General features: G+C 40.9%; 11 protein-coding genes and 1 other annotated feature. Of the genes, 10 read left to right on the forward strand and 1 reads right to left on the reverse strand.

Translation table 11 applies throughout. The annotated features are described in order from the left end of the window. Positions 1–23: 23 nt before the first annotated feature. The 10 genes from rpoD (at position 24) to AC973_RS00510 (ending at position 14,646) form a co-directional block, all read left to right on the forward strand. Positions 24–1,148, forward strand: coding sequence for an RNA polymerase sigma factor RpoD (gene rpoD / locus AC973_RS00465; RefSeq protein ID WP_048725833.1), 1,125 nt, complete (start codon positions 24–26; stop codon positions 1,146–1,148). Positions 1,149–1,866: 718 nt separating this feature from the next. Further along, positions 1,867–2,112 (forward strand): hypothetical protein, encoded by a 246-nt coding sequence (locus AC973_RS09920; protein ID WP_182045091.1) that lies wholly within the window; start codon positions 1,867–1,869, stop codon positions 2,110–2,112. Between the two features lie 75 nt (positions 2,113–2,187). Continuing rightward, a complete protein-coding gene (carB, locus tag AC973_RS00475) occupies positions 2,188–5,367 on the forward strand; it encodes a carbamoyl-phosphate synthase large subunit (RefSeq protein ID WP_048725839.1) in 3,180 nt (1,059 codons plus the stop codon). Between the two features lie 106 nt (positions 5,368–5,473). Beyond that, positions 5,474–5,695, forward strand: a binding site (T-box leader). A 317-nt stretch (positions 5,696–6,012) separates the two neighbouring features. After that, positions 6,013–6,876 (forward strand): acetylglutamate kinase, encoded by an 864-nt coding sequence (gene argB, locus AC973_RS00480; RefSeq protein ID WP_016897500.1) that lies wholly within the window; start codon positions 6,013–6,015, stop codon positions 6,874–6,876. Between the two features lie 15 nt (positions 6,877–6,891). Then, on the forward strand, positions 6,892–7,917 hold the full coding sequence (gene argF / locus AC973_RS00485; RefSeq protein WP_048725842.1) for an ornithine carbamoyltransferase: 1,026 nt from the start codon (positions 6,892–6,894) through the stop codon (positions 7,915–7,917). Then, positions 7,918–8,958 (forward strand): N-acetyl-gamma-glutamyl-phosphate reductase, encoded by a 1,041-nt coding sequence (argC, locus tag AC973_RS00490; RefSeq protein ID WP_048725845.1) that lies wholly within the window; start codon positions 7,918–7,920, stop codon positions 8,956–8,958. It begins immediately after the preceding gene. A gap of 25 nt (positions 8,959–8,983) precedes the next feature. Further along, positions 8,984–10,255, forward strand: a complete 1,272-nt coding sequence (gene argJ / locus AC973_RS00495) for a bifunctional glutamate N-acetyltransferase/amino-acid acetyltransferase ArgJ (protein ID WP_048725847.1) — start codon at positions 8,984–8,986, stop codon at positions 10,253–10,255. Positions 10,256–10,264: 9 nt separating this feature from the next. Beyond that, complete coding sequence (locus AC973_RS00500; RefSeq protein ID WP_048725851.1) at positions 10,265–11,464, forward strand: acetylornithine transaminase; 1,200 nt, start codon at positions 10,265–10,267, stop codon at positions 11,462–11,464. A 438-nt stretch (positions 11,465–11,902) separates the two neighbouring features. Continuing rightward, a complete protein-coding gene (locus tag AC973_RS00505; protein ID WP_048725854.1) occupies positions 11,903–13,444 on the forward strand; it encodes an ATP-binding cassette domain-containing protein in 1,542 nt (513 codons plus the stop codon). Between the two features lie 101 nt (positions 13,445–13,545). Then, a complete protein-coding gene (locus tag AC973_RS00510; protein ID WP_048725858.1) occupies positions 13,546–14,646 on the forward strand; it encodes an FUSC family protein in 1,101 nt (366 codons plus the stop codon). A 276-nt stretch (positions 14,647–14,922) separates the two neighbouring features. On the opposite strand, the gene AC973_RS00515 is transcribed toward AC973_RS00510, so the two are convergent. Further along, on the reverse strand, positions 14,923–15,687 hold the full coding sequence (locus AC973_RS00515; protein WP_048725861.1) for a sugar phosphate isomerase/epimerase family protein: 765 nt from the start codon (positions 15,685–15,687) through the stop codon (positions 14,923–14,925). Positions 15,688–15,713 lie beyond the last annotated feature (26 nt).

Below are 15,713 nucleotides of genomic sequence, written 5' to 3' on the forward strand. Positions count from 1 at the left end.
TATTTATGTAAGGAGCGAATTGAATGGTAAAGAAAAAAGTGGACGGCGTAACACTTAACCAAGCTACAAAACAATTAATTGCTGAGAAAAAAATTATTGGTACAATTCAATATACTGATTTAAGCGATAAAATTGCACAACCTTTTGCCTTAGACGATAAAGGTATGGATAGCTTGATCGAAAAATTTGAAGATCAAGGTATTGCCGTTGTTGATGAAAATGGCGAACCAACATTGCGTCAAATGGATAAAGAAGCCGACAAAGAAGCAGAAAAAGTTAAGAAAGAGGAAGTAGATCCTACTTCTGTAGCTTCTGACGTTAAAATTAACGACCCAGTTAGAATGTACTTGAAAGAGATTGGCCGCGTAGAATTATTAACTGCGGACGAAGAGGTTTCTTTAGCACAACGTATTGAACAAGGTGACCCAGTAGCTAAGCAAGAATTAGCTGAAGCCAACTTACGTTTGGTTGTATCTATTGCTAAACGTTATGTAGGACGTGGTATGTCATTCTTAGATTTAATTCAAGAAGGTAACATGGGGCTAATGAAGGCTGTTGAGAAATTTGACTACCATAAAGGGTTCAAATTCTCTACCTACGCTACTTGGTGGATTCGTCAAGCCATTACCCGTGCCATTGCTGACCAGGCGCGTACTATCCGTATTCCGGTACATATGGTTGAAACTATTAATAAATTAGTACGTATCCAACGTCAATTATTGCAAGATTTAGGACGCGAACCAACCCCAGAAGAAATTGGGGCTGAAATGGATTTACCAACTGAAAAAGTACGTGATATTCTAAAAATTGCTCAAGAGCCAGTATCATTGGAAACACCTATTGGAGAGGAAGATGACTCTCACTTAGGTGATTTCATTGAAGACCACGATGCAACTAGTCCTGCTGACTACACTTCTGCAGAATTATTAAAAGAACAATTAAACGAGGTCTTAGACACTCTAACAGACCGTGAAGAAAATGTTTTGCGTTTACGTTTCGGTCTAGAAGATGGTCAATCGAAAACATTGGAACAAGTTGGTCAACAATTTGGCGTTACCCGGGAGCGTATCCGTCAAATCGAGGCAAAAGCATTGAGAAAATTACGCCACCCATCTCGTTCAAAACAATTAAAAGACTTTTTAGAATAAGATTCTCAACCAAAAAAGCAGCCGAAGGGCTGCTTTTTTATTGCGAGTTTTTAAATTGTATTGACCATTAAGCCCCGTAATTCAAATGCCATTTAACACTTTACTTATCTCTCAGCATGCCATAACTAAGGAACCAATCTATTGCTTGAAATAAGACGATGACCTCCGTAGATTCCTTAACTAAGTTATAAAAACAGCCTTGTAACTGGTCAAAATCACTAGACATAATAGACACAGAGACATCATTGTAGTCGGGTTAACCTTCACTAGGAAATTCGTCTGAGAATAATAAACTCTTGCCGTCAATGTCTAGGGCACCGCGCAGCAAATGATGGTGCTATGTTTTTGGTAATTGACCGGAATTTTCAGTATCTACCATAGCGCCATATTCAACTGCGACTAATATTTTACCACCTAGTGTTTCTTTATAGTAGGGCATTGCATCTGTGGCTTATCCATAGAAAAATAAGTAAGTGATTATAGTCATGATTCCACGCCTTTATCGTGACTCCTTGTTTAATTCAGTTTAGCAAATTTTAGCAAAGCCCTAAAATTTCACCGATAAATCAGAGGTTAAAAAAACACAAATTTGAAATATTGATAGTAAATCAAGGGGGACAAAGACAAAGATTGTATCTATTTGTTTTTTTATATATTCATATCAAGTTCATATTTTTCAACGGCTTATATAGAAAGAAGTGGGTTTTCAATAAAAAATATGGCTAAAAAGTTAGAAAAAGATGATGCTGTTTTCATTTTTTGTTTGACCTTCATATCAACATGCCGTAAAGTACGACAAAGGAAAAAATACTTCGCAATCAAAAAGCAGATGACAAGTTGGCTTCAAAAATCATTAAGGGTCATATCTGAGTCTGTGAAAAATGAAAGGGAAAGTATTTTAATTTTAATAAAGCCAATCGGCACCGATGTTTTTAATAAAATCCCACAGATTGCAGGTATGTAGCTTGAATTTGGGGTGTTTAAAGAAATTGGTGGATTTGGTGTGCAATCGATAGGTCATTAGAAAAGGGGAAAAATTATGCCAAAGAGAACAGATATTCACAAAATTCTAGTTATCGGATCTGGTCCCATTGTAATCGGACAAGCAGCCGAATTTGACTATGCTGGTACTCAAGCTTGTTTCGCATTAAAAGAAGAAGGATACGAAGTTGTCCTAATTAATTCGAATCCAGCGACAATAATGACTGATCGCAAGATGGCCGATAAGATTTATATCGAGCCAATTACTGAAGAAATGGTTTCTAAAATTTTATACGAAGAAAAACCAGATGCAATTTTACCATCGCTTGGTGGTCAAACAGGCTTAAACATGGCTTTGACCTTAGATGCTTCAGGTATTTTAGAAGAACTAGATATTGAGTTAATTGGTACCAACCTTAAAGCCATTGACCAAGCAGAAGACCGTGAGTTATTTAAAAACTTGATGACTTCAATCGGCCAACCTGTTCCAGATTCGACAATTGTTCACACTGTTGATGAAGCGGTTGATTTTGCCAATGAAATTGGTTACCCGATTATTGTAAGACCAGCCTTTACCATGGGTGGTTCTGGTGGTGGTATCTGTGAAGACCAAGCATCACTTGAAAAAATCGTTAAAAACGGTTTGATTTTATCGCCAGTAACCCAATGTTTAATTGAGAAATCAATTGCTGGTTACCAAGAAATCGAATACGAAGTCATGAGAGATGGCGCGGGTGTTGCAAAAGTCATCACTTCGATGGAAAACTTCGACCCAGTTGGTGTACATACAGGTGATTCAATTGTGTTTGCCCCTAATCAATCGCTTGATCAAGCACAAAATGACATGCTAGCAGATGTAGCCATTAAAATTATTCAAGCCTTAGAAATTGAAGGTGGCTGTAATGTACAACTTGCCTTAAAACCCGATACACAAGAATACTACATCATTGAGGTAAACCCTCGTGTGTCTCGTTCATCAGCCCTAGCTTCAAAAGCGACAGGTTTCCCCATTGCCAGAGTGGCAGCTAAAATCGCAGTAGGGTATCGCTTTGACGAATTATACAACCCTTACACTGAAACGACTTTTTCCGAATATGATCCAAAAAATATTACTTATACTGTTGCAAAAGTGCCACGGTGGTCAAGCGACAAGTTCAAAAATGCAGATAGAAGCTTAACGACGCAAATGAAGGCAACTGGTGAGGTAATGTCACTAGGTCAATCGATTGAAGAAGCCTTGTTGAAATCAATCCAATCGCTTGATAACGGCCACCCACACTTATTCGATGTGGATGCTGCTAAAGCGTCAGACGAGAAAATTTTAAAAGAAATTGTCGAAGTGAAAGATGACCGTATCTTCTACTTGGCAGAAGCGATTCGTCGTGGAATGACTGTAGAAGAAGCTGAAGACCATACGAAAATCCGCCCATTATTCCTAAAAGCTATCAAACATATCGTGGACATTGAAGCAGCGCTTAAAGATAAACCGCTAGATAAAGGTGTTGTGGCAGAAGCGAAATTAAACGGCTTTGATGACCAAACAATTGCGCAACTTGCCAAAGTAACCGTGAATGAAGTGAAATCCTTTAGAGATGAACATGCCCTTGCACCTAATTTTGTCCCTGTAACCATCTGGGGTATGGGTGACTACGGTGAGGCAAGCTACTTTTTCACCTCTTATGCTGGTGAAAACAAAGTTAATACAGCTACTGATAAAGAATCCGTTTTAGTATTAGGTTCTGGTCCAATCAGAATCGGACAAGGAATTGAGTTTGACTACGCAACTGTTCACTGTGTAAAAGCCTTACAAAAAGCAGGGTATGAAGCCTTGATTATCAACTCTAACCCTGAAACAGTATCTACTGATTTCTCGATCTCTGACAAATTATTCTTTGAACCAGTTACTTTTGAAAATGTGATGGCTATTATTGAACGGGAGCAACCAATCGGTGTCATGATTCAATTCGGTGGACAAACTGCCATCAACTTGGCCAATGACTTGAAAGAAGCTGGTATCCAAATTCTTGGGACATCGGTTGAAGACATGAACCGAGCTGAAGATAGAAAATTATTCGAACAAGCATTAACCCAATTAAATATTGCCCAACCAGAAGGTGCTACAGCCTTAACCTTAGAAGAAGCGCTAGCTATCCCAGAAAAAATTGGTGGCTACCCAGTACTTGTTAGACCATCATTTGTCCTAGGTGGTAGAGGGATGGAAGTGGTTTATGACGAAGAAAACTTAACCACTTACATGAATGACGCCTTGGTTGAAAGTCATAAATTAAAACAAGAAGCGCCAATCTTGATTGACCACTACGTTCAAGGGATTGAAGTTGAAGTGGACGCCATTTGCGACGGCACGGATGTCTTTATCCCAGGTATCATGGAACATATCGAAGCAGCGGGTGTCCACTCAGGTGACTCCATGGCTGTTTTCCCTACACAAAGATTATCACAAGCTGTCATCGACCAAATTATCGATGAAACCATCAAAATTGGAAATGGCTTAGGCACAATTGGGATGGTGAATATCCAGTTCATCGTGGAAAATGATAAAGTCTTTATTATCGAAGTGAACCCTAGAGCCAGCCGAACAGTGCCATTCTTATCAAAAGTAACAGATATTGAAATCGCACAAATTGCTACAAACGTGATCATGGGGACTAGCTTACAAGCGCAAGGCTATACTAGCGGGGTATTCGACTATACTGATGACCAAGTCCATGTGAAAGCACCGGTCTTCTCATTCACTAAATTAAATGGTGTTGATCCAGCGGTTAGTCCAGAAATGAAATCAACTGGTGAAGTGATGGGGTCAGGTAAGACATACGCCATTGCCCTACAAAGGGCCTTTGAAGGAGCCAACATTCAAGCGACTGAAGATGGTGCGATTGTCTTCAACTTGTTTAAAGCAGATTTAGGAGAAATCGAAGCGGACTTGACCAAGTTGCATAAGGCAGGTTACCCATTAGCAATCTACATCAATGACGCAGACGAAAAGCTTGAATCAGATAACTTTACAGTCTTCTCAAATACAGATGAGTTAAACCAATACATCACTGAAAATGATGTGCAATTAGTGGTGGATACAACGGGTAATGTGCCAGGGTATGAAAAAGGGTTGGCGACTAGATTAACTGCCATCAGCCAATTAGCGTCATTGTTTACCCACCTAGATACCTTTAAAGCCTATACGAAAGTTTTAGACGAAAAAGCGGTTGGCGCTAAGGTTTAATGAATTCTATGCAAGACAGTGATGCAAAAAACATATCACTAACTTAAAAAATCTCTGATAAAACATTTGACTTTATCATTATTTCCTAATAAAATAATGGAAATATTAAAGATCAAGTATGAAGAGAGTAAATGATGATTGGATTCACAGCGAGTTAGGATAGAGTGGAAGCCTAATATGACGACATCACTGAACCGCACTTCATAGATAAATTGGTGAAAGCAAGTAGCTAATTTCGCTGATGCAGCGTTAACAAAATCGAGTGAATTCAATTGTTTGTCAATTTGAGTTAACTAGAGTGGTACCACGGCTAAGCCCCGTCTCTATGTTCTATTTGAACATGGAACGGGGCTTTTTTATATATAAATGAATCGTAGATAAAGAAAGTAAATTGGGGCGTATGCCAAGCGAAGTAGTGATGGTGTGAGACTACTGATATCAACCAATTGAACCGCGCTTTAAAGATTTCTTGTTAGGTTAAAAAACTGAACAAGGACGTAGTGTCCACGTTAGGATGAGAGATAGCCATTTTCCGGTGATTAAAATCAATGGAAAATGCCTAAGTAGAGTGGTACCGCGGTTTAACGCCTCTATATTTGCGAGATGCAGATGTAGGGGTGTTTTTTGATGAAATGGAGGAGAAAAGTGATAGAGATTAGTAAGCAAGATATTGAGAAGGCAGATATTTTAATAAATTCCTTGGCATATATTAAGGATTTTCACCAAAAAATTGTGGTGATTAAATATGGCGGTCATGCCATGATTTCTGAGGAAATGCGTCAGCGAGTGATTTCAGATATCGCTTGGCTGTCGTACGTTGGAATGAAGCCAATTATCGTACATGGTGGTGGACCGGAAATTAACCGGATGCTTGAGATGCAAGGGGTTGAACCTCATTTTATTAATGGTTTGCGAGTGACTTCAAGTGACGTCATGCGGACAGTGGAGATGGTATTAACTGGTTTAATCTCACCCAATTTAACGACCATGTTGAATGAGGAGGGCGTTTCGTCAGTTTCAGTTTCTGGTAAGGACAATAAAGTCATGGAAGCTGTGAAGAAAGATGAATCGCTTGGTTTAGTTGGCCAGGTAACCAATGTCAACACGGACTATCTCAACCAAATGTTAGATGATAATATGCTTCCAGTGATTTCACCCATCGCTTATGGACCCAAAGGTGAGAGCTTGAACATCAATTCTGATGAAGCGGCCGCTGCGATTGCCTCAGCTTTAAAGGCTGAAAAAATGATTTACCTGACTGATATTAACGGCATCTATGAAGATCCGGCTGACCCATCAACTTTATATTCCGTTATGTCCGCTGACCAAATCCAAGAAGCCATTGAAAACAAGATCATTACTGGCGGCATGATTCCTAAAGTGGAAAATTGCCTAGGTGCCATTCAATCGGGTGTCCATTCTTGCCAGATTATCGACGGCACCATTCCCCATGCTATTATCTTAGAATTATTTACCAAAAATGGCATTGGCACCATGATTACAGCTTAAAAAGGTGGTATACACATGAACTTACAAAATAAAAACTTTTTAAAATTACTGGATTATACCAGTGAAGAAATTGAATTCCTAATAGACTTCGCCTTGCATCTAAAAAAATTAAAAAAAGCCAACATTCCACACGAATATTTAAAAGGTCAAAATATTGCCTTATTATTTGAAAAATCTTCCACTCGGACCCGGGCCGCCTTTACCGTAGCGGTCAACGATCTAGGCGGTCACCCTGAATACCTTGGGGCCAACGACATCCAACTCGGTAAGAAAGAATCTGTTATCGACACCGCAAAAGTTCTTGGCGCCATGTTTGATGGCATCGAGTATCGTGGTTTTGACCAAAACGCAGTCGAATTATTAGGCGCCCACGCTGGTGTACCAGTTTGGAACGGCTTGACCGATACCTGGCATCCAACCCAAATGATTGCGGACTTTATGACCATTAAAGAGATTTTTGGTTGTTTAAAAGGGCACCACTTAGTCTATCTAGGTGACGGTCGTAACAATATGGCCAACTCTTTAATGATTGCTGGTGCCAAGTTGGGCGTTGACATTACCATTGCGACTAGCTCACAATTACAACCTGAACAAGATATTCTTGAAACCGCTCAAGACATCGCCAAAGCAACAAATGCCAAAATCACCGTAACAAATAACCCAGTTCAAGCCGTGAAAACGGCCAACATTATATACACAGATGTCTGGGTGTCAATGGGCGAGGAAGCGACCTTTGAAGACCGGATCAAGCAATTAATGCCATTCCAAGTCAACAAACAATTGATAGACCAAGTTGAGACAGCGAATTTCATTTTCCTACATTGCCTACCTGCCTTCCATGACGCAAAAACCACTTACGGCCAGCAAGTCTTAGACCAATACGGCTACCAAGAAATGGAAGTGACAGATGAAGTCTTCCAGGCCGATTACGCCAAACAATTCTTACAAGCAGAAAATCGCTTGCACTCAATTAAAGCCATCATGGCAGCTACAAACGGCAACTTATTCTGGCCAAACAATAATGACAAAGGAGGCGATTAGGTGATTAATGTAGGGATTATCGGGGCAACTGGCTATACAGGTGAAGAATTAATCCGCTTGTTGGTGACCCGACCAGATATTGAATTAACCACTTTAACTTCGAGAAATGAAGTGGGAACTAAGGTTCAGGACTATTATCCTCATTTCAAGGGCTTAATCGACCAATCCTTCGTGGCTTATGATCCAAACCAAATTTTCGACCAAGTGGATGTCTTATTCTTGTGCTTGCCGCACGGGGTATCCATGGAAATCGCGAAAGCAGCCCAAGCGCATGACGTCAAGGTGATTGATTTGGGGGCGGATTTTAGACTTAAGGATAGCCAAGTCTACCAAGAATATTATGGCATTCCACAAACAGAACCTGATTTACTTGAACAAGCGGTTTACGGTTTGCCTGAACTTTACGCAGCCGACATTCAAAAGGCAGATTTAATCGCCAATCCTGGCTGTTTTGTGACCTGCAGTTTGCTCGCCTTATTGCCAGTAATCGACCAAGATTTCATTCGAACCGATTCAATAATTATTGACGCCAAAACAGGTGTCTCTGGGGCAGGCCGGTCTGCCAAGGTAGCCAACTTACTGACTGAGTTAGCTAACAACTTTTACGCTTACAACCCTATGGCCCACCGCCATATTCCTGAAATTGAGCAGACTTTAAATAATGTCGCCAACAATCAAGTCACTGTTCAATTCACCCCGCATTTGTTACCAACCGAACGGGGCATTCATGCCACAATCTATGTGGACTTAATTAAAGACATTAATGAAGGCCAAGTCCGTCAAATCTATCAAGATTATTACCAAGACAAATACTTTATTCACATCCTAGGCCAAGACCAATTGCCACAAATTAAAGCGGTTCGGGCCAGCAATTTTGCCCAAATCCAAGTCAAAGTCGATCAAAGAACCAACCGGTTAGTGATTTTTGCCGTCATAGACAACCTAGTAAAAGGTGCAGCTGGGCAAGCCATCCAAAATATGAATCTAATGTTTGGCCTAGACCAAACGACTGGGCTTACCCAAGCCCCAATCTTCCCATAACCACTGATGAAAGGAGTTTGAATACATGTCACAAAGTCAATTACCGACCTCAATAAGTAGTGAAAATGCTGAAATACATTCCTTAACTAGTCAGGCTATTTCTGGAGGCCTTTGCGCCATTGAAAATGTCTGGGTGTCTGGTATCCATTCTGGTTTCAAATACCGCAACAAAGATTTAGCCCTGATTTATTTTCCAAAGGGGGCCACTATGGCAGGGGTATTTACTAAAAATGCCATCCAATCCCATCATATCAAATATGATAAAAAACGCCTGAATGAACAGGCTACCTTTAAAGCCATTATGATTAATTCCGGAAATGCCAACACCTTTAACGGACCAAAAGGAGATACCGATGTTCAAATTATGGCCAACACACTTGCTAGCAAGCTAACAATTCAACCAGATGAAATCCTGATTTGTTCTACAGGTGTTATTGGTGTACCAATGGACCTGAGTAATTTCGACGACCAAGTGGACACATTAACCCATAATCTGACAGACGGTGATTCGATTCGAGCGGCTGAAGCCATTATGACTACGGACACCAAAATTAAGCAAGCAGCTATTGCCTTTGAAATCGAAGGGCAACCCGTTCACCTAGCGGCCATTGCCAAGGGGTCAGGTATGATTCACCCGAATATGGGAACCATGTTGTCTTATATTGTGACTGATTTAGACCTTGGCCAAGAAACCTTACAGCAATTACTGAAAGAGTCTGTTAACCAATCTTTTAATAAGATTTCAGTTGACGGGGATACTAGTCCCAACGACACCGTCCTTCTGGCATCTACCAACAAAGTCTCTGTTAAACCAACTAAGCAAAATATATTGATTTTCCAAGAGAAATTGACGGAAATCTGTCAAATGATGGCTCAAGAAATTGTGGCCGACGGGGAGGGGGCTACGAAATTTGTTACCGTTGCTGTGAAAGGCGCTGCGAGTCAAGCAGACGCTGAAGCGATTGCCAAGCAAGTAGCGACATCCTCCCTTGTGAAAACAGCTGTTTACGGGCAAGACGCTAACTGGGGCCGGGTATTATCAGCCGTTGGCCAATCCCAGCCAGACTACCTCGACCCAGCCAAAATTCAGATCAGTTTCATTTCTGAAAAGGGAGAGATTATAACCTGCAAGAATGGTCAGGGGCTAGTATTTGATGAAGATTTAGCCTATGAAATCCTATCTGAAACAGAAATCACCATCCATATCGATTTAGGCCTCGGCAATGGTAAGACCGCCGTTTGGACCTGCGATATGACTGAAGATTACATCAAAATTAACGCCGACTACCGGAGTTAGGAGGAGCATATGACAACACAAAATCTCAATACGCAAGAATTGATTGCATTAGGACAAGAAGTCACCATGCACACCTTTAACCGCCAAGAAACAGTTTTGGTCAGAGGCCAAGGTCCCTATGTTGAAGACCTTGATGGGAAAAAGTACATCGATTTCATTTCTGGCATCGCCTGTAACGTATTAGGGCACGCCGACCAAGGATTCGTCGATTTTATTACCAAGCAAGCGGGCAATCTGATCCATGTGTCCAACCTTTTCTGGAATGAAAATGGGGTAAAACTAGCCGAAAAATTAAGCCAAGTTTCAAATCTGGACAAGACTTTCTTCGCCAATTCGGGGACTGAAGCCAATGAAGCAGCTATTAAACTGGCCCGTAAATGGGGGACTGAGAACAAGGGGCCGGATGCCTTTGAAATTATTTCCATGACCCAATCTTTCCACGGTCGGACCTTGGCCAGCTTAACAGCAACCGGCCAAGAAGACATGCACACCGCCTTTAAACCCTTACCAGTCGGTTTTAAATATGTGGATTTTAATGACGTTTACGCTTTAAAAAAGGCAGTTAACAAGAATACTTGTGCCATTTTGCTTGAGGTCATCCAAGGAGAGGGTGGGGTCAATGCCATTACGCCTGAATTCGTGTCTGCTATCAACACACTGCAAAAACAAGAGGATGTCCTAGTGATTGTAGATGAGATTCAAACAGGAATTGGCCGGACAGGAACCATGTTCGCCTTCCAACAAACGACTTTAAATCCAGATATCATCACCCTAGCAAAAGGGTTAGGTGGGGGCTTACCAATTGGGGCTGTAGTGGCAAAGGACCAAGTGGCCGACCACTTTAAACCAGGTGACCACGGCACTACATTTGGTGGCAATCCATTAGCTACAGCAGCGGGCAACTACGTCTTGTCAGCCATTGAAGACCAACAACTTTTGAAAAATGTGAAAGTTATATCTGCGTATATCAAGGATCAATTACAATCTTGGCAATCCCCACTAGTAGAAGAAATTCGTGGTCAAGGGTTTTTGATTGGGTTGAAAGTTACTAAGCCAGTAGCCCAAGTGATTGCGGCGGCAGCAGACCAAGGTTTGTTAGTGACTTCAGCTAAGGATAACGTCATCCGTTTACTACCCCCATTAAATGTCACAAAAGATGTGGTGGACCAAGCTTTAGCTAAGTTGAAAACAGCTCTTGAGCGTGAATAAGGCTAGCAGATACGTATAAGAATGCCCTTCTAAATGATATTTAATAGGTTGACTTACCCTCAAAATCCTGGTAAATTGCTTTTATAACATAACAATTTCAAAGAAAGGTCAGGTATCAAGTCCAATGAAGTTATAATCCTACTTTATTTAAAATAGTGAGCGAGAAAAAACACTGACGTTAGTGTTTGTTTAACCTGGGCTATTTTGGTAGGATAAAAAAACTTTGGACGGATACTAGGACCTTTCTTTTTTGTATGCATTTTTAACATTGGAGAAAGTTTATCGGAATATGCAAGCGGGCCTATATCTAGGGTATACAATAGACCTAGATTGGGTTGGCATCGTCATTCTTCAAGTATTCATGTTCAATATTTGTCCTACTATAGAACAATCTAGTAGGGCATTTTTTGTGCCCAAAATAATAAAGGAGGTACATACATGTTACTAATTACACACTTAACCATGACGCAAGCTAGCACTCTATTCACCGTGATTGACGACTTATCATTTGTGGTAAACCCTGGTGATAAGGTCGCAATCATTGGCGAAGAGGGTAACGGAAAATCATCGATTCTAAAATATATTGTCGGGGATGAAAGCATTCAATCTTATCTTGAAATTACCGGGCAAATGGCCAATCATTTTACCAAGTTGGCTTATTTACCTCAAGCTATGGCAAATGAGGACCTAGCAAAGTCATTGGAAAATTATTTTTTCAGGGGTCGGGATTACGCAGATGTGGATTATCAATTGCTCTATCAACTGGGTAACCAGCTAGATTTTGATGTGGACCGGATTTATGACCAGCAGTTAGTGGGGGACCTGTCTGGGGGTGAGCGGATCAAGTTACAATTGATTGACTTGTTGATGGATGAGCCGGATTTGTTGTTGATGGATGAACCGTCTAATGACCTAGATGTCGAAACCAGTCTCTGGCTTGAAAAATTTATTCAGCAGAGCGACTTGGCTATGATTTATATTTCCCATGACGAGTTGTTGCTTAAACGAACCGCCTCCCATATCCTGCATGTAGAAAGATTGACCAACAAGTCGACTGCCCGGTCAACCTTTGTAAAGGACAGCTACGAAAATTACCTGACCCACCGTGACCAAGAGATGTCCAATCAGGAGAATTTAGCCAACAAGCAGCGGGAAGAAGACCAAAAACGGATGGCGAAGTTTAACCGCGTGCACGATTCAGTAGACCACCAATTGAACAATACCAAGGATTCTACTGCAGGACGACTTCTTGCTAAAAAGATGAAAGCTGTCCAATCTATGGACAAGAGATTTGAACGCGAACGGGCCAAATTTGTGGACCATCCGATTAAAGAAGCGCCCATTCATATTGAATTTTCAAACGTGAACCCTTTAGGCAAGAGCCAAGTGGTCGTGCACATAGACGACGGTCAAGTAACCATTGATGACCGCATTTTAGCCGACAATCTGCAATTGACTGCTAAAGGCCAAGATAAGATCGGCATTATTGGCCCTAATGGTATTGGCAAAACGACTTTTCTTCGTCAACTTTGGCATGATTTAAAAGATGCTAAAGGCCTTCAAGCGGGCTACATGCCCCAACAATACAGCGAGGAAATTCCTGATGACCAAACCCCTATCGAATTTATGACTACCACTGGGGGAAAGGAAGAAAGAACGCAAATCATGACTTATTTGGGTAGTCTCCGCTTTTTACCTGAAGAAATGGACCAACCAATAGCTTACTTATCCGGTGGGCAAAAGGGAAAACTCATCTTAGCTAGTTTGGACCTCAAAGGCTATAATGTCTTACTCTTAGATGAACCGACTAGGAATTTCTCAGCTTCTTCTCAACAAGAAATCCGTACGGTTTTCAATGATTATCCCGGCGCTATCATCACCGTTTCCCACGACCGACAGTTTTTAAAATCAGTGTGTGACACAGTGTATGAATTAAGTTCTGACGGGTTTAAAATCGTTGACCATGTCAATCAATGGTAAAAAATGAAAATGTAGTGAAAACTTTCATGGTATAATGGAAGGGCAACCGGATGCTGGCTGATATAAAAAAGGCAGGTCCGGTATTTTTTGGAGGAGAATACATGCGTTCATTTATTAAACAAACATTATTATTAAAACCCTCGCCAAATGATCATTTAGAACGGGTATTAGTCGCTGGTTTTTGTATCTTGATTGTCAATTTAACCGGTTATTTATTGGGTGTGCCTGGGATTAATGCTACATCTAGCTTAGGCTTATTTACTTTTTTACATTTTCAATCTTTTGAAGGTAGCCGGACAATTAAACGGATGGTTTTTGTGGCCATGACCTTGATGGTGTCTTATACAGTCGGCTTAATCATCGGACAAATCCCTTTAATTGCCCCTATAGCTATTGGGTTGGTAGCCTTTTTTGCTAGATTGATCTACCGAATTTACCGGATTGATAAGCCAGGAGACATCTTCGTTATTCTAGTGATGGCAGCAGCAGCTACACGAGATATACCACTCAATCAAATGCCTGTGCAATTGCTTGAATTTGCCTACGGGATTGTGGTTTCCCTAATCATGGCCTTTCTATTAGTGAAATACCTGCATTTACCTAAACAAACCTTCACCTTCACCTTCCATTTCAAGGAGGCTATTCGACAAGATCCACGGATGGTGGTTGATTCTTTCTATTATGCAAGCGTCTTATTCTTCGCGTCTTATTTGAATATTGTGCTCGATCTGAGTCCTTATTCATGGATTATCGTGTCTTGTTCAGCCATCCTACAAGGAAATACTCTGGAAATTATTTTAAATAGAAGCTTCCAAAGGGTTTTCGGGACCATCGCCGGACTGGCAACAGCTGCTTTAATCATTATTATCCCAATCCCGCATATTTTACGGATCGGTGCAGTCGTTATTTTATACGTATTGGCAGAGTACTTTATCCCGCGCAATTATTCAATGGGGATTTTCTTCGTGACCAATATGGTCTTGATTCAATTAACCTTCCAGAATCCAAATCTTGGCTTTGACTATATTAGCTACCGATTTGAAGGTATTGTCATTGGAACCCTGATTGGTTCATTGGCCGCTTACTTGCAATATTATCTATACAGATTTTACAGTCAGTCTATCATTCAATATAGGACCTATGATTATAAAGAGAAGATGGCCGAAGAGGTTAATCACCACGATCATCATCTAATTAAATAGTCAGCTACCCTGAGGATTGTCCTTTTTCCGGATAATATTCAGGGTATTTTTGTACTTTATTCAATTTAAATTAGGGAATAAAGTCATTACCATTGACGGGAATACCAAAACCTTCAAACTCACAGACTTTTCGAACTATATTAAATAAGTCTATCTGATAACACTTAATCAATAAGGTCAAAAATTTGAATAGACGGCTATAGGAAAAATGCCCAAGAACTTGTTGGCTGGGAGGCTGACCAAGCTCTTACGTCTTTGTTTATTGTTGGCGATGAATTAGTATTCAATATTCAATTGGTATAACCAAGCTTTTAATGTTGCTACACTGTCTAAGAAACCTTGTTTTTGGTTTTCGCCAGGTACAAATTCAATGAGGTAATGATGTTTGTTTTGGGATTCTATTTCAATGGTTCGGATGTACTGTAGCCACTCATCTTGTCCGTCAGCTAATGGATAACGGTTGTAGAAGTCCTGCCAATGAAAGACGTGAACGTTAGTAATCCATGGTGCTAAATTCGGTAAGCTTTCGATCCGTTCTTCAACCGTTAGTGACTCTGCCGGTTGCCAATATAAGTAGGCATTAGGCGCAGTAATCTCTTGCATGAGTTGTTGGGCAGATGCTGGCGTATCAGTTAGGGTGTCCATGTGGTATTCCAAGGCGATAGATAGGTTGGCTTCGGCTGCCATTTTGCCGATACGGTTCGCATCTTCAATAATGTCTTCGCGGTATTCACCATCCACGTCCGCAGATCCTTCTTCCCCGGCCCAAACGCGAATGATTGACGCATCAACTATTTGTGCGATTTGGATGAAGGGCTCGAAATCATCGAATGACCCAAGTTTGTAGTAGGCCCCGTAGGATGAAGTGGTTAAACCAGCTTCTTGCATTAATTGAGCGACTTTCTCGGCTTGTGCGATATCATTTTTGGGCAGGTGGTTATCGCTACCCCATTCAATAGCTTGAATGCCGGCTTCCTTGGCTAAATCGATGATGTAGTCGACGGAATCGTCTCTAAAGGTGACTGAACATAATCCAATCATGTAAAAACCTCCTATGTAGTTTGCTT

The organism is Carnobacterium sp. 1290_CSPC (assembly GCF_001053265.1).
Classification (GTDB): domain Bacteria; phylum Bacillota; class Bacilli; order Lactobacillales; family Aerococcaceae; genus Aerococcus; species Aerococcus urinaeequi.